The sequence below is a fragment of the Kribbella sp. NPDC023972 genome (assembly GCF_040639075.1).
In the GTDB taxonomy this organism is placed as follows: domain Bacteria; phylum Actinomycetota; class Actinomycetes; order Propionibacteriales; family Kribbellaceae; genus Kribbella.
Genome location: NZ_JBEZZH010000006.1, coordinates 440,637 through 461,087, shown reverse-complemented (window position 1 = coordinate 461,087; position 20,451 = coordinate 440,637). Strand labels below are relative to the sequence as shown.

Genomic DNA, 20,451 nt, shown 5'->3' with positions numbered 1-20,451 from the left:
GAACATATGTTCTAGTCTGTTCGAGACTCCGCAAGGTCCAGCCAGTGGTCGACATCGGCGGGCGTGAAGTGCCGGATCGCCCAGTCGACCATGCGCAGGCTCATATGCGCCCAGAGCGGTCGGAGTACGTCGACTGGAAAGGCATCGAGTACGGCGTCCAGCCGCGCGACGACCTCGTGGACATGATCGTCGGTGTGTACGCCGAAGCGCAGAGTGACCAGGTCGAACCGGCGATCGCCGCGACCTGCCCCGTCCCAGTCGATGACACCGGTGATCGTGCCGCCGATGGCCAGCAGGTTGCCCGGGTGGAAGTCCACGTGGACCGCATCGTCGCCCTGCAGCGGTCCGGGTTGCTCGGCGCCTATCTTCCTGATCCAGTCGTCGAGCCGTGCAGTACGGCGACTGTGCGCCCGGAGCGGACCATGGAGGCAGAACCCTGGACCGTCGTCGCGCAAGAACAACTCCAGCGAAGGGATGTCGGGTCGGTTCGCGAGCCGGCCAGCCTGCAGCTCGTTGAACGCCAGCGCCTGCTCGAGTCCCTGTGGGTCCAGCCGAGTGATCGGTGCCCCAGGCAACAGTTCCTGCACCGTGGCGATCGCGGACCCGAGCTGCACGGCCAACTGCGTCTCCGGCACCGGAGCACCCGTCGCGCGCACGGCCTCGGACACCGCGATCGGTCCGGCCTGCAGATCCTCGAGCCGCGTGCCTGGCCGCCATTTCAGCACCGAACGCCGGCCGTCAGGCCACCGCACGAAGGCAGCCCCGACCTCCCCACCGGAGCACGGCCCCTCCACGATCAGCCGTACGCCGGTCTCCTCAGCCAACTGAGCGGCCACCCGCTCAGCATCCAACCGCTCAACCCGACCCCATGGCGAACCCATTCAGCGCAGTCTGCTGGCCGCACCCGCCCGTGTCGAGCCGGTTTAGGCCGTGTCTGGCAATTCCCCGCCTACTGCGCGGCACTCGGCACCTGCTCGCGACGGCGCTGAATTACCAGACACGACCTAGTCGCGGAGGTACTCGGCTCGCCAGCGGTAAATGCTCGGATCCGCGGGGCTAGGGGACTTGGTGAGCTGGATGAGCTGGAGGTCGGCCGTGGCGAAGGAGTCGATGGCGGCTCGGGTGAGGGGCCAGGGCGGGCCTTCGATGGCGTCGTCGGGTACGTCGTCGGCGCGGGCTGCGGCGATGACGAGAAGCGTGCCGCCGGGGGCTACCGGTTCGCCGACCTGTTTGATCGCGGCCGGCTGCAGCTCGATCGGCAGCGCCTGCACGGTGTAGATCTCGACCACCAGGTCGAAGGCACGATGCCACTCGGCCGGCGGCGCGAGCAGGTCAGCGGTGACGTAGTGCACCTTGGAGTCAGGGTGGTTGCGCTGCGCCGCCTGGACCGCTGAGGGCGAGATGTCGAAGGCCGTTGTGTCGTACCCGAGGTCGGCGATCAGCTCCGCGTCCCATCCGGTCCCGGCACCGACGATCAGGGCGGTCTTACCGGTCCCGTCCGGCCCCGACTCCTCGACCCACTCGGTCAGCAGCGGATGCGCCGTACCCCGATCCCACGGCACCACCGCGGCGCCTTCCGACGCGGCCGAGTAGAGCCGCTCGAACCAGCCCGTGGGGTCGTCCTGGTCCAGGGACTCGCGCGCGATCCGCCGCGCCACGAGATCCGGATCCTCCGCCGGCTCACCCATCCGCACCACCTTCGTGAATCGCTCTGACGGTCTGCACGGTATCAACCTCATCGGGCGACTTGTCCTCGCGATAACGCAGTACTCGCGCGAAGCGCAACGCCATGCCGGCCGGGTACCGCGGGGAGGTCTGCACGCCGTCGAAGGCGATCTCCACCACCACTTCCGGCCGCAGGTACACCGTGTACTCGTCGCGGCGTACCTCCAGCTCCTGGAAGCGTTCGGTCTGCCAGCGCAGCAGCTCGTCCGTCAGCCCCTTGAAGGTCTTGCCGAGCATCACGAACTCACCGGTGTCCGAGTCGCGAGCGCCCAGGTGCAGGTTCGACAGCCAGCCGGTCCGGCGCCCGTGACCCCACTCGGCCGCCAGCACGAGCAGGTCCAGTGTGTGTGTCTGCTTCACCTTCACCCAGCCGGACCCGCGCCGGCCGGCTTCGTACGGCACCGTCAGGGACTTCACCATCACGCCCTCGTGCCCGCGCTTCACCGCGTCCAGGAAGAACTCGTGCGCGGCGTCGGCGTCGGCGGTCACGAGCCGGGGGATCCGCTGCTCCTCGGGGATGAGCTTGCTCAGCCACTCGTGCCGCGCGGCACCGTCGAGCCCGAGCAAGTCCTGCCCGTCCTGATGGATGATGTCGAAGAAGTACGGCGTCAACGGCACGGACTCCGGCCCGGTCGCCGCCCGCGTCGCCGTCCGTGAACCCGTCACCTGGAACGGCTCCGGCCGGCCACCGGCCCGGAGCGCGATCAGCTCACCGTCGAGCACGACCTGCTCCGCATCCAGCGCGAGGACGGCGTCCACCACCTCGGGCACCCGCACGGTGATGTCGTCGAGCGTCCGGGTGTAGACGACGACCTTCGAACCATCGCGGTGGGCCTGGATCCGGATCCCGTCCAGCTTCCACTCGAGGGCGGCCGGCGTACCGGTCTTGCCGAGCGCCTCGGCGACGCTGGTCGCGGACTGCGCGAGCATCGGCTGCACGCCACGCCCGACCTCCAGCCCGAACTGCGCCAGCCCGGCCTCTCCCTCGGTCAGTACGGCGACCGCCACCGGAGCGGCCGCACCACGCAACATGGTCGCCGCGCGGATCTTCTCCAGCGGGATCCCGGTCGCCCGCGCGACCGCGTCGGCCATCACCCCGTCCAGCGCGCCCTGCCGCAGCTCCCCGCCGACGAGTAACCGCAGAAACCGCTGCTCGGCCTCGGTCGCCCGGCCGAACAGCGCGTCGATCGCCTCCCGCCGCCGCGCCTGAGACCCGGCCCCGGCCATCTCGGCGAGCTCCGCGAACGCGCGATCGACCTCCTCGACCGTCAGCGACGGCGTCTCGGCCGGCTCCGGCGCGTTCATCAGCGTCCGCCAGCCCACCCCGGTCCGGCGCTGCCGCAGCTCGCCGGACAGGTACGTCACCGCGATCTCGGTCTCCAGCGGATCGGTCGCAGTGGTCAGCAGCCCGGCGATGAACTCGGCCTTCTTCAGGCGCGACCGGGTCCCGGCCAGCGCGGCCGACGTCTCGACCACATCGGTGAGCAACATGACTCCAGTCTCACCCATCGCGCCGACACTTTCGGGCTCCACAACTTTCCCGGCGGCTTACGCATCAAGGAGACAAACGGTCTGCTCTGGGAGGACGACCATGATGCTCGGACGAGCCGCACTGGCCACGTTGCTCGTGGGCCTCACGACCACACCGGCGTACGCCGTGCCGACGAGCACAGCCACACCAGCCGGTGTCGCAGCGACCTGTGAGATGTCCCTGGGATCGGTGAACACCGGAGGCGACCATCTGTCCCGCCGGATCACGGCCACCACACCGCCCACCGCCGGTTCAAAGGCCACAGTGGCCGTGGACCGGTTCGCGGACGGCGTCGCCCGGCTGCACAGCACCTGGGTGATCGAGCCGGAGGTACCAGCCACCTGGGCGCACTACGGCGAGGTAGTGCTCAACTCGACCATGTACGAGGTGATCTACCGCACCGGCGGCTCGGATCCGAAGGTGCACTTCACCCGGATCGGCGGCGGCTGGGACAAGTTCACCTACTTCGAGAAGTCGACGTACGACGAGGGCGCGAAACCGAACCCGGTAGGCCACACCCACTACTACGGACTGCGCAGCGACGGCATGTTGTTCCGCTGGCGGTCGGACAACGGGACCTGGCGCGCAGCCGGCTCGTACTCGGGGTTCGCCGCGGTCAAGGCGATGACCCTGATCAGCCAGACCCGCACTTATGACACCTTCCTGGCGACCACCCGCGGTGGAGCGCTCTACACGATCCGGATCCCGATCACCTCGCCGATGAAGCCGATCGTGAAGGTCGTCCGCACCGGCACCTGGCAGGGCTTCGAGTCTCTGGTCGCGGAGAAGTGCGGTCAGTACGGCTTGTTGCTGACCGGTATCGACAAGGACACCTCCAACGCCTACGTGTACGCCGTCGGCCACGCGAACGGTACGTCGACGGTGATCAAGGGTCTGGGAAAGGTCCCGGGCACGTTCGACGACCCGATCCACTTCCGCTGGACCGGCGTCCCTTGGGCCGGCCCGCCGATCTTCGGCGAATAGGTCACTACTGAGTTTGGGGGAACCATGGGATGCCCGCTCGCCTTGGCCGGCGGCTCAGGCTTCGACCGCGCGTACGCCCTCCGCGACGACGGCGTACTGTTCCGCTGGTTCATCCAGCCCGTCAACGGCCAGCCCGTCTGGAAGGCGGCCGGCTCGTTCGCCGGGTTCTCGGCGGTGAAGGCGGTCGCGCTGATCAGCCGCACGTCGACGTACGACACGCTGCTGGTGAACACCCGCGGCGGCGCGCTCTACACGGTCCGGGTCCCGCTCAGCTCGCCGATGAAGCCGATCGTGAAGATCGTGCGGTCGGCCACCTGGCAAGGGTTCGAGACCTTGAACGTCAACCGGTGCGGCCAGTACGGTTCGCTCCTCCTCGGCATCGACAAGCACACCAGGTCCGGTTACCTGTACGCCGTCGCGCACGCGAACGGGACCTCGACAGTGATCAAGGGGCTCGGCAAGGTGCCGGCGACGTTCGCGGACCAGGTGAACTACCGCTGGTCCAGCTACGACGACGATCCGCCGTTCGGGGAGTGAGTCTTCCCCCGGCTCCCTGCCCCTCAGGGTGGGTCAGGGAGCCGGCGGGAGGTCGTCGAGGAAGGCGGCCGACGGGGTGAAGAACAGGGTGCCGGTGACCGCGGTGGAGAAGTCGAGGATGCGGTCGTGGTTGCCCTCGGGCTCGCCGATGAACATCCGGCGCAGCATCAGCTCGGTGACCGACGGGGACTTCGCGTAGCCGATGAAGTAGGTGCCGAACTCCTGCGACCCGATCGTGCCGAACGGCATGTTGTCGCGCAGGATCTGCAGCTCGTTGCCGTCTTCGTCCTCGATCACGTTCAGCGCGATGTGTGCGTTGGACGGCTTCACGTCATCGGCCAGCTCGATGTCGTCCAGCTTGGTCCGGCCGACCACGTGCTCCTGCTGCTCGACCGTGAGCGCGTTCCATGCCTTCAGGTCGTGCAGGTACTTCTGCACGATGACGTAGCTGCCACCTGCGAAGTCCGGGTCCTCGGCTCCGATCAGTACGGCGTCCTCGGCCTCGGCGCCGGTCGGGTTCTCGGTGCCGTCGACGAAACCGAGCAGGTCGCGCATCTCGAAGTACTTGAACCCGTGCACCTCGTCGACCACGGTCGCGGCGCCGTCGAGCACGTTCATGATCTGGCCGGCGAGCTCGAAGCACTGGTCCAGGTGGGCGGCGCGGATGTGGAACAGCAGGTCGCCGGGTGTGGAAGGCGCATGATGCTTCGCGCCGTGAAGTTCCGCCAACGGGTGCAGTTCGGCCGGACGCGGGCCGCTGAACAGCCGGTCCCACGCGTCGGAACCGATACTCGTCACGCAGGACAGGTTGCCGGCCGGCACGCGGAAGCCGACCGAACGGGTGAGACCGCTGACCCGCTCGAGCAGGTCGCGGGTCTTCTCCTCACCGCCGGACTCGATCCGCACCACCAGGAAGATCGCCGAGCCGGTCAACGGCATCAGCACCGACTGCGGCAGTACTCGCGTTGACGCGGTCGGTCCTGGGGTCGGATCAGTCACCACTTGGCTCTCCTCCGCGTACGACTTGTCCGGATCTTCTAGAGTCCACTCATGGACCCGCAACAGCCCGGCCAATCCTCGCAGCCGGGTCAGCACCCACCCCCGGCACCCCACCCGCAGCAGGGGCCTTACCCGCCCGCGGGTCCGTACCAGCAGCCGCCGAATCAGCAGCCTCCCGGTCAGCAGCCTCCGTACCCCCAGCCGGGCGCCTATCCACAGCCCGGCCAATACCCACAGCCTGGCCAGTACCCGCCGCCCGGCCACTATCCGCCGCCGGGCCAGTACCCACCCCCGGGTCCGTACCATCAGCCCGGCCAGTACCCGCCTCCGAGCCACTATCCGCCGCCGGGTGGTCAGTATCCGCCGCCCGGGCAGCCGCCGTTCTGGTCGCCTGAGCAGCCGCCGCCGTGGGGTGCGCCGCCGCCGTACCCAGGCCAGTTCGCGGAGCGCGAACCCAGCGTCGTCGCGGCACCACCCAGCACCCCGTACCACCGCCTGGGCCGGAACGCGAAGCACCGGTGGTGGCGCCCGGTCGCCGGCACACTGTTCCTCGCTGCGGGAGCGGTCGTCCTCACCGCGGTCGTGCTCATCGGCTGGGAACTCGTCCACAGCATGATCACCGGCGAGTTCAGCGAGCCGCAGGGCAACGACCTCTTCCCGAGCGACACCGAGAATCTCGCCGTCACCCTGGTGATGCTCGGCATCCTGACGCCGGTCGTGTTGTTCACCGCCTGGCTCGTGCAACGCCGCCCGTGGTTCAGCGTCGCCTCCGTGCTCAACCGGATCCGCTGGCGCTGGCTGCTGCTGTGCTGCCTGCCCGGCCTCGGCTACCTGGTGCTCTCCTACGCGCTCGGCATCCTGGTCGAGCAGATCTTCCCGAGCCAGGACCCGGTCGGGACCGACGACGGCTCGTGGGTCGGTCTCGGCGCGTTCGTCGTACCGGCGCTGGTGATCATCTTCCTGGTCCCGTTCCAGTCGGCGGCGGAGGAGTTCGTGTTCCGCGGCTGGCTGATCCAGGCGGTCGGCTCCTACGGACCGGACCAGGTGGACGGTCGCGCGCGCTGGCTGAAAGCAGCGTTGCGTACGCCGTGGCCCGGCATCGTGATCAGCAGCGTGGTGTTCGTGTCGGCGCACGGGTACACCGGCTGGGCGATGGCGGACATCTTCGTGTTCGCGATGACGATCGGCTGGCTGACCGTCCGGACCGGGGGACTGGAGGCGGCCATCTCGGTGCACGCGCTGAACAACCTGTTCGCCTTTTTGTTGCCTGCGGCAATGGGTCAGCTGGACGGCTGGGACGAGCAGGGCGGAGCGCCGTGGACCCTGCTGCTCGTCGACGTGCCCTGCCTGGCGCTGTACGCCGTCGCGATCGTCTGGCTGGCCAAGCGCAACCGGGTCGCCCGGGTCAGCTGAGCCGGGCGAAAAACCGGGAGAGAACTGTCGGCCCGGTCTGGCAAGGTGTCCGCTGTGACGAACGTGAAGATCGAGGCCGTCCTGTTCGACTGGGGCGGCACGCTGGCGACCTGGCACGACATCGACCTGTACTCCGTCTGGCGGTCGGTGGCGGAGTTGATCGACGACGCCCGGGCGGACGAGCTCGCGGAGCGGCTGGTCAAGGCGGAGGGAACGGTCTGGCTGCGCTCCCGCGACGAGCACCGGAGCAGCACGCTCGAGGAGGTCTGCCTGCTGGCCGACGTGGTGATGACCCCGGCGGCACTGGCGGAGTACGAGCGTCAATGGCACCCGCACACCGAGCTCGAGCCGGACGCGGTCGAGACACTGCGGGAGCTCCAGGCCCGCGGGCTCAAGCTCGGAGTGCTGTCGAACACGATCTGGTCGCGCCGGCGGCACGAGGAGATCTTCGCGCGCGACGGCGTACTGGAGTTGCTGGACGGCGCGGTCTACACCAGTGAGATCCCGTACACCAAGCCGCACCCGGAGGCGTTCCTGGCCGCGATGCACGCGGTCGAGGTGACCGATCCGGGCCGGTGCCTGTTCGTCGGTGACCGGCTGTTCGACGACGTCTGGGGCGCGCAGAACGTCGGCATGCGGGCTGCTCACATCCCGCACAGCGCGATCCCGGTCGAGCAGATCGGCCACACCGAGGGGACGCCGGACGCGACGGTCCACCGGCTCTCAGCGCTGCCCGCGCTGATCGACAGCTGGAACGAAGCCGCCGCCTGAACCGTCTCGTCACGTACTCGACGCGCTACGGCTGGCAACTGGACACCGACCTTGGTTAACGTCCAACCTCCGAACTCCCCGCCCATGGAGGTTTCCAACCATGTTCAGTACCCGTCGTGGATTCGCCGCGCTCGTCGCGGCGGCTGTCGCCGGCCTGACCCTCACCGGTGGCGTCACCGCCCCCGGCCAGACCGCTGCGGCCGCGGATGGTCCGGCGCAGCCGCTGCACGTGATGTCGTACAACCTGCGGTACGCCAGTGACACCCCGCCCAACGAGTGGAGCGCCCGGCGGCCGGTCATGCGGGAGCAGTTGCGTCTCGCTCGGCCGCAGCTGATCGGTACGCAGGAGGGGCTCTACTCCCAGCTGCAGGACATCTCCGCCGACCTCGGGCCGTCGTACGACTCGATCGGGCTGGGGCGCGAGGGCGGCAGCAAGGGGGAGTTCATGATGATCTTCTTCGACAAGCGCCGGCTGCAGCCACTCGCGTACGACCACTACTGGCTGTCCGACACCCCTGAGGTGATCGGGTCGAAGACGTGGGGTGGCTGCTGCCCGCGGATGGTTACCTGGGTCCGGTTCAAGGACAAGGCGACGTCGAAGGAGTTCTACGCGATCAACACCCACCTGGAGGCGTTCGACGCGACGACGCGGTCGAAGTCGGCGGACTTGATCCTGCAACGGCTGGCCGCGCTCGACCCGGCGCTGCCGGTGATCATGACCGGTGACTTCAACGAGGCCGCAGCCGCCGGGGTGACCGTCTACGACAAGCTCGTCACCAGTGGCAAGCTCGCCGACAGCTGGGTCACCGCCGAGCGCCGCAGCGCCCTCTACGCCACCTTCCACGGCTACAAGCCGCTGACGCCGAACGGTGCCCGGATCGACTGGATCCTCACCACCCCGGGCCTGCGCGTCTCCAAGGCGTCGATCAACACCTTCAGCAAGGACGGCCAGTTCCCCAGTGACCACCTTCCGGTGGAGTCCTGGATCCACCTGTCCTGATCTGCGAGCGCCCATGAAAGGACCCCCGGCCGGGAGGGCGGCGCGGGGGTCCTTGCTGGGGGTTTCGGGGTCGGTCTTTACGCGGCCAGCGTCGGGTCGGCGAGCAGGCGCAGCCGGCCGAGGGCCTCGCGCTCGATCTGGCGGACGCGCTCGGCGGAGATGCCGTGCACGGCGCCGATGTCGGCGAGCTTCGCCTGGCGGCCGTCGTGCAGGCCGTACCGGCGCCGGATCACGTCCGCGGACCGCGGGTCGAGCTGGTCGACCAGGCTGAACAGGCCCGAGCGATCCGAGGCGTCGGCGACCAGCTGGTCCGGACCCGGCGCGGTCTCGGCCGCGATCAGGTCGCCCAGCGAGGTCTCACCCTCGTCGTCGATCGGGTTGTCCAGGCTGATGTGGTCCCGGCCGATCCGGATCAGCTCGGTGACCCGTTCCTCGTCCAGGTCCAGCTCCGCCGCGATCTCGTCGATCTCCGGCTCCCGGCCGAGCTTGCGCTCCAGCGTGCGCCGGGCCGACCCGATCTGGTTCAGCTGCTCCACCACGTGCACCGGCAGCCGGACCACCCGGGCCTGCTGCGCGATACCGCGGGTGATGGCCTGCCGCACCCACCAGGTCGCGTACGTCGAGAACTTGAAACCCTTGCGGTAGTCGAACTTCTCCACCGCTCGGATCAGGCCGGTGTTGCCCTCCTGGACCAGGTCCAGCAGCGGCATCTGCGACCGTCCGTAGCGGCGGGCGATCGACACCACCAGCCGGAGGTTCGCGGTCACGAACCGCTGCTGCGCGCGCTGGCCCTCTTCGGCCAGCCACTCCAGCTCTTCCTCCGTCGCATATTTGGGCGCTCCGCCCTTCTTCCGTCCAACCCGCCCCTCGGCCAGCAGTTGCTCCGCGAGCAGACCTGCCTCGACCATCTCAGCGAGCTCGACCTCTTCCTCAGCAGTCAGCAGGGGCGTGCGCGCGATCTCTTCGAGGTAGAGACCGACGCTGTCCTTGCCGTCGATACCGTCGTCCGCGGTGCGGACACGAGTCGTGCGAGCCACCGAAACTCCCTTCGTCGTTACATGGAGAGCAACGCTCGAGTGAGGTTCAAGATTCCACGACGAGTGTGTAAACAGCCTGAACGTTCCCTGAGAGTTCCCGGCACCGGTCAGGCGCGGAAACCGGGGGTTGCCGGTCCGTTCGCGGCCGCTTGCCGGACGTCGCGGCCCGAACGTGCGCGCATTTCGGCGTGATCACGCAACTTCCGCGGGGTTTCACCGGACTTCCGGTGCCTGAGTCCAGCGGCACACCGGCGGCCGAAGCTGAGAATCTCGATAGAATCCCGTGGCTTCCGGCCGCCGGATGTGTTGCATCACACACTATTGGTCCCTCCATCGAACAGCAACGCCGCAGGTACCCGGGCTGTTCCCGGGTGAAACGGTCACTCGGCGGGGTTGTCTGGTCTCCGGTGGTCGCTGTGCCGCCGCGGAGTCATGGTGCGGTCAGGCGAGGCCGAGCGTGTCCAGTTCCCAGGCGAGGGTGAAGGCCAGTTCCCGCCAGGCGTCGTACCGGCCGGAGCGCCCGCCGTGACCGGCTTCCATTTCGGTTTTGAGCAGGACGTCGACGTTTCCGGTGGCGGTGGCGCGGAGTTTGGCGACCCACTTGGCCGGCTCGACGAAGAACACCCGGGTGTCGTTCAGGCTGGTGATGGCCAGGATCCGCGGATATTGCTGCGCGGTGACGTTCTCATACGGCGAGTAGGACTTCATGTACTCGTACACCGCGGCGTCCTCGAGTGGATTGCCCCATTCCTCCCACTCGATCACGGTCAGCGGCAACGACGGGTCCAGGATCGTCGTCAGCGCGTCCACGAACGGCACCTCGGCGACGATCCCGCCGAAGGCTTCGGGCGCCAGGTTCGCCACCGCGCCCATCAGCAGGCCGCCCGCGCTGCCGCCCTGGGCGACGATCCGCTCGGGCCGCGTCCAGCCGGCCTTGACCAGATGCTCGGCGGCCGCGATGAAGTCGGTGAACGTGTTCCGCTTGGTCAGCATCTTCCCGTTGTCGTACCAGTGCCGCCCGAGCTCGCCTCCGCCGCGCACATGGGCGATGGCGAACACCACACCACGGTCCAGCAACGACAGCCGCGGGATCGAGAACCAGGGATCCATCGAGCTTTCGTACGAGCCGTACCCGTACAGCACGACCGGCGCGTTCCCGTCCTTCGCCACGTCCTTGCGCGCGACCAGCGAGATCGGCACCGACGTCCCGTCGGCCGCCGTTGCCCACTCCCGGTACTGCGTGTAGGCCCCGAGGTCCACCCCACCCAGGACAGGCTGCTGCTTGAGCAGGCGACGCTCGCCGGTCGCGACGTCCACGTCGAACGTCGAACCAGGGGTCACGAGCGACGTGTAGCCGAACCGGTAGCGCGTGTCGTGCCACTCGTCGTTTCGCCCAGGCGAGACGGTGTAGATCGGCTCGTCGAACTCGAGCGCCTCCGGTGCGCCGAAGCCGTCCGGCCTGCGGCGCATGATCGCCAGCTCGGTGAGCGCGTCGCGGCGGCGGTACAGGATGACGTGGTCGGCGAAGGCGTCGACGCCGAGCAGCCGGCTGGTCTCGTCGCCCTGGATCAGCGTCGTCCACGAGCCGGGGGAGTCGAGTGGGGCGGCCGCGAGGGAGAAGTTCGCCGCGTCCGCGTTGTGGGTGATCAGCAACTGGTCGCCCGCATGCTCGACGTCGTACTCCACGCCCTCGCGACGTGGCGCGACCACGACCGGCCGACTGGCGGGGTCGTTGGCGTCGAGCAGCCAGACCTCGCTGGTCAGCTTGCTGCCGAGCGCGATCATGATGGCCTGCTCGTTGCGGGTCAGGTCGACCCCGACCCAGAACCGCTCGTCCGGCTCCTCCATCACCAGGACGTCGTCGCCGGTCGTGCCAAGGGTGTGCCGCCAGACCTGGTACGGCCGCCAGGCGTCGTCGACCTTGGTGTAGAAGATCGTCGACCCGTCGGCGGACCAGGCCGAACCGTAGTGCACCTCGGGCAACTCGTCCGGCAGCAGCTCACCGGTCGCGAGATCCTTGATCCGCAAGGTGAACCGCTCGTCGCCCTTGAGGTCGACGGAGTAGGCCAGCAGCCGGCCGTCGGGGGAGACGTCGGCGGTGCCGAGCGCGAAGAACTCGGAGTCGCCGGCCTCGACGTTGCCGTCGAGCATCACCTCTTCGCCGGGGATCTCGCCGTCGGTCGCCGGCGGCTCGTCGCCGTCCACCTTGACCCGGCAGTGGATCCCGTACTGCTTGCCCTCGATCGTGCGCGAGTAGTACCAGTACCCGCCGCGCCGGGCCGGCACGCTCAGATCGGTCTGCAGGGTCCGGTCCGAGATCTCCTTGAAAATTGCCTCACGCAACGATTCCAGATGTGCCGTCCGGGCCTCGGTGTAGGCGTTCTCGGCGCGCAGGTACGCCAGCACCTCGTCGTCGGACTTGTCCCGCAGCCACTCGTACTCGTCGACGAACACGTCGCCGTGATGACGGCGCTCGACCGGCTTCCGGGCGGCGACCGGCGGCTTCACAGAGGTATCGATCTCGGACATGCCGCGAGACTACCTGGAACCGCCGACAACCGGTCGCCCTCTATCCACAGGCGAAAGTCAGAGCGAGTACGTCGCCACCACCGGAGCGTGGTCGCTCCAGCGCTCGGCGTACGTCGCGGCCCGGTGGATGGCGCAGCCGGTGGCCGCGGCGGCGAGCTCGGGTGACGCGATCTGGTAGTCGATGCGCCAGCCCGCGTCGTTGTCGAACGCCTTCCCGCGCCACGACCACCACGAGTACGGCCCCGGCCCTTCGCCGCCGAACCGACGCCCCAGATCAACCCAGCCGGACTCGAACAGGCGGTCCATCCAGGCCCGCTCCTCGGGAAGGAAACCACTCTTCTTGCGGTTCGCCTTCCAGGCCTTCAGGTCGACCTCGCGATGGGCGATGTTCAGGTCACCGCACATCAGCACGTGCCGCCCATCGGCCCGCAGCTCCGCCAGCCGCGCGGTGATCGCGTCCAGGAACGCGTACTTCTCCTCCTGCCGCGGTGGCGTCTCGAACTCACCGGTGAACACATACGTGCTCACCGCCGTCAGAGCCGAGGAGTCGTCGAGGACGACGTCCGCCTCGATCCACCGTCCGCACCCGGCGAAGCGGTCCGGCCCGATGTCGATCCGCTCGTCCTTGATCGGCCGCCGGCTCGCGATCGCGACCCCGGCCCGGCCCTTGTGACCGTCGATCGTCGGCTCGGCATGGGCGACGTTCCAGTCGCCGCCAAGGTGGTCCCGCAGTACGTCGTCGGTGGCGCGAACTTCCTGCATCAGCAGCAGATCGGGATCAGTGGACTCCAGCCACGGCGCCATACCCCGCCGGTACGCAGCCCTGATCCCGTTCACATTCACCGTGGCGACCGTCAGCACGCCCAAACCCTAACGTGCCTCCACCGACAGATTGCGCAGCGCAAGGTACCCGCCGACCGCCGGCACGAACGACAGCACCTTGGCCCGCGTGGAAGCACCCGCCGTGGACAGCGCCGTCACGATCGTCACCAGGTACGCCGTGCCGTGTGTCGGACCCAGTGCGGACGACACCGCCGGCCAGTGCACCGTGAACAGATTGAGAAAGAGCAGACACACACTGACCGCCTCGACAGCGGCGGCGACCTTCAGCACCTTGAGCATCGTCAGACCCCCGTCGTCGAGCCGGGACGAACGACCATCAGCACCACGACGACAGCCCACAACAACGCGAAGATCCCGGTCGTCATCGACAACTTCTTCGCCCGGGGGAGTACGCCGTCCCGCATCTCGCGCGACCCGTCCACTGCGGCCAGCACCCGCCCCTGAGCAGGCAGGACGGCGAACGCCAGTACGGCGGCCGCAGCAGCCGTCAGCACCATCGACACAATCAGCCAGTAGTCCGTGAGCACGCCGAGCCCGGCGCCGACGGCGATCCCGAAGACCGGCACCGTCAGTCCTCCGATCGCGTATCCCCGGCTGATCCGGTGCAGCATCTTCAGTACGCCGGTCTCCGGCTGGTCGGCCTGGAGCGCCCGCCGGGCCAGCGGCGGAAACATACTGGCCGCGACCGTCACCGGGCCGATGAAGATGATGGCGGCGAGCACATGCACGCTGAGCAGGAACTTGTTCATCCGGATCCGATCTCGCTGAGTGAATTCCCTCCCCGCCCCACCGCCGCGGTCGGGGAGCGAGTTTCAGTCAGACTGTAACCCAAGTATCAGCCGAGCTGAAACTCGCCCGGCTGCCATGATGTCCCGATGGAAGACCCCGGTCAGCCGCCGATCAGCCCCGCGCTCCTGCTGATGATGCTCGGCCGCCAGCTCCGCGACCAGGCAGATGCCGAGCTGCGCCGGCAGGGCCTGTCCATGCGCCACTTCTCGGCGCTCGGCCACCTGGCGCACCAGCCCGGCCTCTCCTACAGCGAGCTGGCCCGCCGCGACGGCATCACCACCCAGAGCATGCAGTCCACCCTGCTCCAACTGCAGGAGCTGGGCGCGGTCGAGCGCCTGACTGCCCCCGGCCGTGGTCGCACCGCCGACCTGCAGGTGACCGAGTCAGGTCACGAGCTCCTCAACCGCTGCCGCGCCGTACTGAACGACGTCGATGAACGCCTCCGCGATGCCATCGGCGCCGGCGAGGCAGACCGAATGGCCAAGGCGACCCTCCGCGCCCTGACTGCTTTCACTGAGTCGTACTGAGGCTGGTCGTGTGCTGAAGGCGTCAGCGGGTCGTGCTGAGGATGGCGTCGAGGGAGCGTTCGCAGAGGTCCTCGAGTCCGTCGGCGGAGATGGTCGGGTTGTCGATCCAGGTCAGCAGGGTTTGTTCGACGTACCCCTGCCAGCCGTGACACGCGAGCTCGACAGTCTCCGTGATCTCGATGCCGCGTTGGGCGACCGCGCCGATCACCCAGGTGCTGAAGACTTGCCGGATCTCCGAGTGCAGCGCGCGTACGTCGGGATCGCCGGCAGCTGACATCAGCAGGGTCGCCCGGTAGAGCTGGGGTGCTTCGAGGACGGCCCGGACGAAGGCACGGATGCCGGACCGGAGTTGCTCCTCGGGTGGCAGCGACGGGTCCGGCGCGGTCCGCAGCATGACTTCCGCGGCGGCTTGCTCGATGACGGCGCACTGGAACTTCTTCTTCGAGCCGAAGTAGTGGAACAGCAGGGCGGGGGAGACGCCGGCCTCGGCGGCGACCAGTTCGACCGTGAGCTCGCGGTGCGGATCGGCGAGCAGGACCCGGCGGGCGGCCTCGAGGATCTGCGCCCGCCGCTGGTCGGGCCGCAGCCGCGCAGACGAGGGCTGGGTCATACGGCCAGTCTATTGAGTGGACACTCAACAGTCACCTACTGTTGATCATCCACTCAACAAGCTGGAGGTCTTCAATGCGCCCGATGCCAGGCCAGGTCGTCCTCATCACCGGAGCGTCCCGTGGAATCGGGGCCGCGGTGGCTCGCAGGCTCGCGCAGCAGGGGGCGACGCTGGCGCTGATCGGGCTGGAGCCGGACGAGCTGAAGAAGGTCGCCGAGGACTGCGGTCCGGAGGCCGGCTGGTGGGAGGCCGACGTCACCGACACCGAGTCGTTGCGGGAGGCCGTCGAGGGAGTGGTCGAGCGGTATGGCCGGATCGACGTGGTGATGGCCAATGCGGGCATCGCGGCGCCCGGCTTCAGCCGGAGCATGGACCCGAAGGTCTGGGAGCGGGTGCTCGACGTCAACCTGTACGGCGTCTGGCGCACAGCGCACCTCACCCTGCCGCATCTGCTGGAGAGCAAGGGGTACCTGCTGCTTGTGTCCTCTCTGGCGGCGATCGTGCACATCCCCGGACTCGCGTCGTACAACACGGCCAAGGCCGGGGTGGAGGCGATGGGTGACACGCTGCGGGCCGAGCTCAAGCATCTCGGCGTACGGGTCGGCGTGGCGCACATGACGTTCGTGGACACCGACATGGTGCGGGGAGTGGACGAGCACCCGGTGTTCGGCAAGGTGCGGACGGGTATCCCGCTGGCGGGCAGGGTGTATCCGCTGGAATTCGCGGTGGAGAAGTTCACCCAGGGGATCCAGAAGCGGTCGCGGGTCGTGCACGTGCCCGGCTGGATCGGTGCGCTGAAGGTGTTCCGCTGGCTGATCCCGCACGTGGTCGAGGCCGGCTCGCGGTTCAGCGTGCCGAAGGCGGACCGGGCCGCGCTCGCCGACATCCAGGCCCGCGGCGCCGCTGAGTCCACCCGAGCCTCCGGGCTCGGCGGTCGGGCCGACGCCGCAAAGGCCGCCGCAGCGGAGAAGGCCGCCGCAGCGGAGAAAGCCGCCGGACGATGAGCCGCCAGTACGACGTCGTACTCCTCGGCGCGAGCGGCTTCACCGGAGCCCTGACCGCGGAGTACCTGGCGAAGAACGCCCCGGCAGACCTCACCTGGGCAGTTGCCGGCCGCAACAAAGCCAAACTGGAAGGCTTCGGAAAGGACGTGCTGTACGCCGACGTCACCGACCCGAAGTCGCTGAAGAACCTGGCCGAGTCGACCCGGATCGTCATCACCACAGTCGGTCCTTACATCCAGTACGGCGAGCAAGTGGTTGCAGCCTGCGCGGACGCGGGCACCGACTACCTGGACCTGACCGGCGAGTCCGAGTTCGTCGACCGGATGTACGTTCGCTACCACGAGCGCGCCGTCCAGACCGGTGCACGTCTCATCCACGCCTGCGGTTTCGACTCGATCCCGTACGACCTCGGCGTCCAGTTCACCGTCGAGCAGTTGCCCGAGCGCGTCCCGATCCAGGTCGACGGTTTGGTCCGTGCCGGCGGCCGCCCGTCCGGCGGAACCTTCCAGACCGTCATCACAGGGCTCTCACGTCCCAAGCAGCACCTCGAGGCGCACCGAGCCAGACGCCGTGCCGAGTTGCGTCCCGAGGGCCGATCGGCCAAGGCGGTCCGGGGTAGGCTCCATCGCCAGCAGGGCTTCTGGGCCGTGCCGCTGCCGACCATCGATCCGCAGATCGTCGGCTACTCCGCCCGCCTGCTCGACCGCTACGGCCCGGACTTCCGCTACTCGCACTACGCCGTGGTCCGGCGGCTGCCGATGGTTGCCGGCGGCATAGGTGGAATGGCTCTGCTGACGGTCGCCGCGCAGCTCCCACCGGCTCGCAAAGCGTTGCTCAACCGACTGAAGTCCGGCGAAGGCCCGAGTCCCGAACGTCGCGCGGAGTCCTGGTTCAATGTCCGCTTCGTCGGTCGCGGTGGTGGCAAGCAGGTGATCACCGAGGTCGCCGGCGGCGATCCCGGGTACGACGAGACCGCGAAGATGCTCGGCGAAAGCGCCCTCTGCCTCGCTCTCGACGACCTCCCCGAAACAGCCGGCCAAACCACCACAGCCGCCGCCATGGGCCCGGCCCTCCGCAACCGGCTGACGAACGCCGGCATGACGTTCGCGACCCTCAGCACCGATCAGTACTAGCCCGGATTCATCCCGGAGTTGTCGGTCCGGCAAGGCGTCAGGCCCCCGTGGAGTGGCAGGGTGGGGGGTATGAGGACGCTTCTCAACCTGATCTGGCTGGTGCTGGCCGGGTTCTGGCTGGCGGTCGGGTATGCGATCGCCGGCATCGTCTGCTGTGTGCTGATCGTGACGATCCCGTTCGGCATCGCAGCGTTCCGGATCGCCGGGTTCACGCTCTGGCCGTTCGGCCGGACGATGGTGGACAAGCCGTCGGCCGGTGCCGGCGCCGTACTCGGGAACATCATCTGGGTGATCTTCGCCGGCTGGTGGCTGGCGCTCGGCCATCTGGTCACCGGAATCGCGCTCTGCATCACGATCATCGGCATCCCGCTCGGGCTGGCGAACTTGAAGCTGATCCCGATCTCGCTGCTGCCACTGGGTAAGCACATCGTCCCGACCGACCAGCCGTTCGCGTTCCGGTGAGGTCGCTCACCGTCCTCGGCTCGTGCGGCGCCTGGCCCGAACCAGGCCGCGCCTGCGCCGGCTTCCTGCTCGAGTACGACGGCTTCCGGGTCGTCCTCGATCTCGGGTACGCCGCTCTGCCGCAGCTTTTGAGCCATCACCCGACCGGCGACGTCGATGCGGTCGTCGTCACGCATCAACACCCCGACCACTGTGTCGACGTCAGCGCACTCGCCCGGGTCCGGTACTACGAAGCACGCGAGGCCCCGCCGATACCGCTGTACTGTCCGCCGGGTGTTCTCGACGTACTGCGAGCCCTCGAGCCGAACCCGGATCCGGCCACGGTCTTCGACGTCCACGACCTCGCCACGACCACGCGGATCGGGCCGTTCACCGTGGAGACCGTGCTACTGCCGCACTACGTCACCAACCTCGGCGTCCGGCTGACCGCACCCGGCACAAGCGTCGCCTACACCGGCGACAGTGGACCATCGCCGGAGCTCGCAAAACTTGCCCAGGGCACCGATCTGTTCATCTCCGACGCGACCCTGCAGGGGCCGTCACCGCAGACAACCCCGCGCTCTGTGATGACCGCAACCGAAGCAGCTCGTGGAGCGCAAGGTGCGAGCCGGCTACTGTTGACCCACTTCTGGCCTGGCTCGGATCGGCAAGTGTCCGTCGCCGAGGCGCGACAGGAGTTCAACGGCGAGGTGCTCGCGGCCGAGGAGGGCCTCACGATTTCGTTGTGAGACGCGCGTGCCGGAAGGACGAGCGATGGAGGAGCACAGCCTGCACGACCATTCCGCCGACGCCGATCCAGAGCGCCGTACGGGTGCCGAACTGGTCGGCCAGAAGGCCGCCTCCGGGTGCACCGATGACGATAGCGGCGCGGTTGAAGGAACGCGTCGTGGCGTTCATGCGGCCGAGGAGACCTGACGGCGTGATCGACTGGCGGTAACCCATCTCGATCGGACTGTCGATGCCGAGTGAGAGGCCCAGGACGAACTGGCCGGCGCAGAGCAGGACGATGCCGACCGAGTTGTCACCGGCGAGTGGGACGGTCAGGTAGGCGACCGGGCTGAGCCAGCGGCAGGCGATGATCGCCGGACCCACGCCGAGGCGCCGGCCGACCCAACCGGACGCGGTCGCGCCGATCACCGCGCCGATACCGCTGAACGCGTACGTCACGCCGAGCCAGAAAGCGCTCAACCCCAGCGTGTTGAGCACGAACAGGACGAAGACCGTGGTGAGCAGACCCTGGAACACGAACCACACGTGCGAGGTCAAGGTGATCGGCCCGAGCGTGCTGCTGCGGTAGACCCAGCTCAGCCCTTCGCGGATCTCCCGGCGCAGGTTACGCGGCTGATCGGTGCCTTCGGCAACCTCCGGCGTGCGCGGCCGGACCGTCGCGAGCACGATGCCGGAGACCAGGTACGACGTGGCGTCGACGAGGATCGCCGCCGGTGCGCCGAGCAGCTTGATCAATGCACCGGCGAACACCGGCCCGCCGGTCTGCGCGACCGCACTTGCCTGCTCCAGGCGCGCGTACGCCGGGGTGAGCAGCTCGGCGGGTACCAGTGACGGGGGGAACGACTGGTGTGCGGCGTCGTACGCGAGGGACAGGGTGCCGAAGACGAGGACGATCGCGACCAGCAGCGGCAGGCTGAGAACGTCCAGCATGGCCGCGAGCGGGATGATGCCGAGCACGACCGCCCGGGCGAGGTCGGCTCCGACCAGCAACGGTTGCCGTCGGTACCGATCGACGATCACGCCGGCGACCAGGCCGAGCAGCAGATACGGAAGCCAGCGGGCCGCGTTGAGGATCCCGACCTCGGTGCCGGACGCCTGCAAGGTGACGACGGCAACGACCTGCAGGGCGAGCCCTGTGACGGACGAGCCGACCATGGAGACCGCGTCGGCGATCCAGAACCGGACGTATCCGCGATGCTCCCTCAGCCCAGTCACGCCCCGAACCCTATGCGGGGCCGGACTCAGTGCTGCTTGGCGGCCTCGACGATCTTGCGGACGTTGGCGATGTCACCGCAGCCGGAGTCGATCAGCCGGGCGCGTTCCTCGGCGAAGGCGTCACCCAGCTGGCGGCGGACCTCCTCGGACACGTCCGTCCGGGCCGGGTTGAGCACGTCGCGCTCTTCCTCGTCCAGGTGGTGCGAGAGCGCCTCGGAGAGTTCGTGCACCTTCTCGCTGAACTCTTCGCTGCCGGTGTCCTCGACCTCCATCAGCTCGAGCAGGGCCTCGTTCCCCTCGTCGTGCTCGTGCTCGGAGTGCTCGACCTCTTCGGCGTCGATCGCGTGCCGCTTCCGCAGTGACGGGTAGACCTTCGACTCCTCGGCCTCCGCGTGCGCGATCAGGACCGTGGCCAGATCAGCCAGTACGGCGGACCGGTCGCTGCGCACGTCCCGCAGCTCACGCAGCGCCTCCTCGAACCACCGGTGGTCCGCCAGGATGATCTCCACGACGTCCCCACCCGTCGCCGGCAGGATCTTCGGCATTCGTCACCCTCCATCGTCTCGAACGTCTTCGCCGCCTGTACCCAGGCCGGTACCGGTTAACCTGCACG

Annotated in this window: 22 protein-coding genes; 10 read left to right on the top strand and 12 right to left on the bottom strand. The window is 68.4% G+C overall.

The features are described from left to right. Positions 1 to 11: 11 nt before the first annotated feature. From AB0F43_RS25605 to AB0F43_RS25595, 3 genes are all read right to left on the bottom strand, one after another. Positions 12 to 836 (bottom strand): phosphotransferase, encoded by an 825-nt coding sequence (locus tag AB0F43_RS25605; protein WP_360481688.1) that lies wholly within the window; start codon positions 834 to 836, stop codon positions 12 to 14. A 168-nt stretch (positions 837 to 1,004) separates the two neighbouring features. Beyond that, the gene (locus AB0F43_RS25600) at positions 1,005 to 1,688 is read right to left on the bottom strand and encodes a class I SAM-dependent methyltransferase (protein WP_360481685.1); all 684 of its coding nucleotides are present in this window, start codon (positions 1,686 to 1,688) and stop codon (positions 1,005 to 1,007) included. Continuing rightward, positions 1,681 to 3,216, bottom strand: a complete 1,536-nt coding sequence (locus tag AB0F43_RS25595; protein ID WP_360481682.1) for an ATP-dependent DNA ligase — start codon at positions 3,214 to 3,216, stop codon at positions 1,681 to 1,683. The genes AB0F43_RS25600 and AB0F43_RS25595 overlap by 8 nt, the downstream gene beginning before the upstream one ends. Positions 3,217 to 3,316: 100 nt before the next feature. Here AB0F43_RS25595 and AB0F43_RS25590 point away from each other — a divergent pair, with 100 nt between their 5' ends. Both AB0F43_RS25590 and AB0F43_RS25585 read left to right on the top strand, forming a co-directional pair. Then, positions 3,317 to 4,240 (top strand): hypothetical protein, encoded by a 924-nt coding sequence (locus AB0F43_RS25590; protein ID WP_360481679.1) that lies wholly within the window; start codon positions 3,317 to 3,319, stop codon positions 4,238 to 4,240. A 24-nt stretch (positions 4,241 to 4,264) separates the two neighbouring features. After that, positions 4,265 to 4,777, top strand: coding sequence for a hypothetical protein (locus tag AB0F43_RS25585; protein WP_360481676.1), 513 nt, complete (start codon positions 4,265 to 4,267; stop codon positions 4,775 to 4,777). 33 nt (positions 4,778 to 4,810) lie between these two features. Here the strand turns inward: AB0F43_RS25585 and AB0F43_RS25580 are convergent, their stop codons facing one another. Beyond that, on the bottom strand, positions 4,811 to 5,776 hold the full coding sequence (locus AB0F43_RS25580) for a Dyp-type peroxidase (protein ID WP_360481673.1): 966 nt from the start codon (positions 5,774 to 5,776) through the stop codon (positions 4,811 to 4,813). Between the two features lie 51 nt (positions 5,777 to 5,827). On the opposite strand from AB0F43_RS25580, the gene AB0F43_RS25575 reads away from it, so the two are divergent. The 3 genes from AB0F43_RS25575 (at position 5,828) to AB0F43_RS25565 (ending at position 8,960) form a co-directional block, all read left to right on the top strand. Next, positions 5,828 to 7,189 carry a CPBP family intramembrane glutamic endopeptidase gene (locus tag AB0F43_RS25575; protein ID WP_360481670.1) on the top strand — a complete coding sequence of 454 codons (1,362 nt, stop codon included), beginning with the start codon at positions 5,828 to 5,830 and terminating at the stop codon, positions 7,187 to 7,189. 54 nt (positions 7,190 to 7,243) lie between these two features. Beyond that, positions 7,244 to 7,960, top strand: coding sequence for an HAD family hydrolase (locus AB0F43_RS25570; RefSeq protein ID WP_360481667.1), 717 nt, complete (start codon positions 7,244 to 7,246; stop codon positions 7,958 to 7,960). 100 nt (positions 7,961 to 8,060) lie between these two features. After that, a complete protein-coding gene (locus AB0F43_RS25565) occupies positions 8,061 to 8,960 on the top strand; it encodes an endonuclease/exonuclease/phosphatase family protein (RefSeq protein WP_360481665.1) in 900 nt (299 codons plus the stop codon). 77 nt (positions 8,961 to 9,037) lie between these two features. On the opposite strand, the gene AB0F43_RS25560 is transcribed toward AB0F43_RS25565, so the two are convergent. The 5 genes from AB0F43_RS25560 to AB0F43_RS25540 form a co-directional block, all read right to left on the bottom strand. Then, the gene (locus tag AB0F43_RS25560; protein ID WP_360481663.1) at positions 9,038 to 9,997 is read right to left on the bottom strand and encodes a sigma-70 family RNA polymerase sigma factor; all 960 of its coding nucleotides are present in this window, start codon (positions 9,995 to 9,997) and stop codon (positions 9,038 to 9,040) included. Positions 9,998 to 10,438: 441 nt separating this feature from the next. Beyond that, positions 10,439 to 12,526, bottom strand: coding sequence for a S9 family peptidase (locus tag AB0F43_RS25555; RefSeq protein ID WP_360481660.1), 2,088 nt, complete (start codon positions 12,524 to 12,526; stop codon positions 10,439 to 10,441). Positions 12,527 to 12,583: 57 nt separating this feature from the next. Next, entirely contained in the window at positions 12,584 to 13,387 is an 804-nt protein-coding gene (locus tag AB0F43_RS25550; protein WP_360481657.1) for an exodeoxyribonuclease III, read from the bottom strand. A 9-nt stretch (positions 13,388 to 13,396) separates the two neighbouring features. Further along, complete coding sequence (locus tag AB0F43_RS25545) at positions 13,397 to 13,648, bottom strand: DUF3817 domain-containing protein (RefSeq protein WP_360481654.1); 252 nt, start codon at positions 13,646 to 13,648, stop codon at positions 13,397 to 13,399. A gap of 2 nt (positions 13,649 to 13,650) precedes the next feature. Then, positions 13,651 to 14,118: a hypothetical protein gene (locus AB0F43_RS25540; RefSeq protein WP_360481651.1), complete on the bottom strand. Its 468-nt coding sequence runs from the start codon at positions 14,116 to 14,118 to the stop codon at positions 13,651 to 13,653. A 126-nt stretch (positions 14,119 to 14,244) separates the two neighbouring features. Here AB0F43_RS25540 and AB0F43_RS25535 point away from each other — a divergent pair, with 126 nt between their 5' ends. Then, positions 14,245 to 14,685, top strand: coding sequence for a MarR family transcriptional regulator (locus AB0F43_RS25535; RefSeq protein ID WP_360481648.1), 441 nt, complete (start codon positions 14,245 to 14,247; stop codon positions 14,683 to 14,685). 22 nt (positions 14,686 to 14,707) lie between these two features. Here the strand turns inward: AB0F43_RS25535 and AB0F43_RS25530 are convergent, their stop codons facing one another. After that, positions 14,708 to 15,295 carry a TetR/AcrR family transcriptional regulator gene (locus AB0F43_RS25530; RefSeq protein ID WP_360481645.1) on the bottom strand — a complete coding sequence of 196 codons (588 nt, stop codon included), beginning with the start codon at positions 15,293 to 15,295 and terminating at the stop codon, positions 14,708 to 14,710. A gap of 83 nt (positions 15,296 to 15,378) precedes the next feature. Between AB0F43_RS25530 and AB0F43_RS25525 the strand changes: the two genes are divergently transcribed. The 4 genes from AB0F43_RS25525 (at position 15,379) to AB0F43_RS25510 (ending at position 18,622) form a co-directional block, all read left to right on the top strand. After that, the gene (locus AB0F43_RS25525) at positions 15,379 to 16,299 is read left to right on the top strand and encodes an SDR family oxidoreductase (RefSeq protein ID WP_360481642.1); all 921 of its coding nucleotides are present in this window, start codon (positions 15,379 to 15,381) and stop codon (positions 16,297 to 16,299) included. Next, positions 16,296 to 17,432 (top strand): saccharopine dehydrogenase NADP-binding domain-containing protein, encoded by a 1,137-nt coding sequence (locus AB0F43_RS25520; protein WP_360481639.1) that lies wholly within the window; start codon positions 16,296 to 16,298, stop codon positions 17,430 to 17,432. The genes AB0F43_RS25525 and AB0F43_RS25520 overlap by 4 nt, the downstream gene beginning before the upstream one ends. Positions 17,433 to 17,501: 69 nt before the next feature. Continuing rightward, positions 17,502 to 17,894, top strand: coding sequence for a YccF domain-containing protein (locus AB0F43_RS25515; RefSeq protein WP_360481636.1), 393 nt, complete (start codon positions 17,502 to 17,504; stop codon positions 17,892 to 17,894). Further along, on the top strand, positions 17,891 to 18,622 hold the full coding sequence (locus AB0F43_RS25510; protein WP_360481634.1) for an MBL fold metallo-hydrolase: 732 nt from the start codon (positions 17,891 to 17,893) through the stop codon (positions 18,620 to 18,622). The genes AB0F43_RS25515 and AB0F43_RS25510 overlap by 4 nt, the downstream gene beginning before the upstream one ends. Here AB0F43_RS25510 and AB0F43_RS25505 read toward each other — a convergent pair. Both AB0F43_RS25505 and AB0F43_RS25500 read right to left on the bottom strand, forming a co-directional pair. After that, on the bottom strand, positions 18,606 to 19,838 hold the full coding sequence (locus AB0F43_RS25505) for an MFS transporter (RefSeq protein WP_360481631.1): 1,233 nt from the start codon (positions 19,836 to 19,838) through the stop codon (positions 18,606 to 18,608). The genes AB0F43_RS25510 and AB0F43_RS25505 overlap by 17 nt on opposite strands. 26 nt (positions 19,839 to 19,864) lie before the next feature. Then, positions 19,865 to 20,383 (bottom strand): hemerythrin domain-containing protein, encoded by a 519-nt coding sequence (locus AB0F43_RS25500; protein ID WP_360481628.1) that lies wholly within the window; start codon positions 20,381 to 20,383, stop codon positions 19,865 to 19,867. Positions 20,384 to 20,451 lie beyond the last annotated feature (68 nt).

What these genes read in the sequence shown, in the direction of transcription:
- AB0F43_RS25600 (WP_360481685.1), bottom strand. Translation starts at nt 1,688, where the DNA reads ATGGGTGAGCCGGCGGAGGATCCGGATCTCGTGGCGCGGCGGATCGCG.
- AB0F43_RS25595 (WP_360481682.1), bottom strand. Translation starts at nt 3,216, where the DNA reads ATGTTGCTCACCGATGTGGTCGAGACGTCGGCCGCGCTGGCCGGGACC.
- AB0F43_RS25590 (WP_360481679.1), top strand. Translation starts at nt 3,317, where the DNA reads ATGATGCTCGGACGAGCCGCACTGGCCACGTTGCTCGTGGGCCTCACG.
- AB0F43_RS25585 (WP_360481676.1), top strand. Translation starts at nt 4,265, where the DNA reads ATGGGATGCCCGCTCGCCTTGGCCGGCGGCTCAGGCTTCGACCGCGCG.
- AB0F43_RS25575 (WP_360481670.1), top strand. Translation starts at nt 5,828, where the DNA reads ATGGACCCGCAACAGCCCGGCCAATCCTCGCAGCCGGGTCAGCACCCA.
- AB0F43_RS25565 (WP_360481665.1), top strand. Translation starts at nt 8,061, where the DNA reads ATGTTCAGTACCCGTCGTGGATTCGCCGCGCTCGTCGCGGCGGCTGTC.
- AB0F43_RS25555 (WP_360481660.1), bottom strand. Translation starts at nt 12,526, where the DNA reads ATGTCCGAGATCGATACCTCTGTGAAGCCGCCGGTCGCCGCCCGGAAG.
- AB0F43_RS25545 (WP_360481654.1), bottom strand. Translation starts at nt 13,648, where the DNA reads ATGCTCAAGGTGCTGAAGGTCGCCGCCGCTGTCGAGGCGGTCAGTGTG.
- AB0F43_RS25540 (WP_360481651.1), bottom strand. Translation starts at nt 14,118, where the DNA reads ATGAACAAGTTCCTGCTCAGCGTGCATGTGCTCGCCGCCATCATCTTC.
- AB0F43_RS25535 (WP_360481648.1), top strand. Translation starts at nt 14,245, where the DNA reads ATGGAAGACCCCGGTCAGCCGCCGATCAGCCCCGCGCTCCTGCTGATG.
- AB0F43_RS25530 (WP_360481645.1), bottom strand. Translation starts at nt 15,295, where the DNA reads ATGACCCAGCCCTCGTCTGCGCGGCTGCGGCCCGACCAGCGGCGGGCG.
- AB0F43_RS25525 (WP_360481642.1), top strand. Translation starts at nt 15,379, where the DNA reads ATGCCAGGCCAGGTCGTCCTCATCACCGGAGCGTCCCGTGGAATCGGG.
- AB0F43_RS25520 (WP_360481639.1), top strand. Translation starts at nt 16,296, where the DNA reads ATGAGCCGCCAGTACGACGTCGTACTCCTCGGCGCGAGCGGCTTCACC.
- AB0F43_RS25515 (WP_360481636.1), top strand. Translation starts at nt 17,502, where the DNA reads ATGAGGACGCTTCTCAACCTGATCTGGCTGGTGCTGGCCGGGTTCTGG.
- AB0F43_RS25500 (WP_360481628.1), bottom strand. Translation starts at nt 20,383, where the DNA reads ATGCCGAAGATCCTGCCGGCGACGGGTGGGGACGTCGTGGAGATCATC.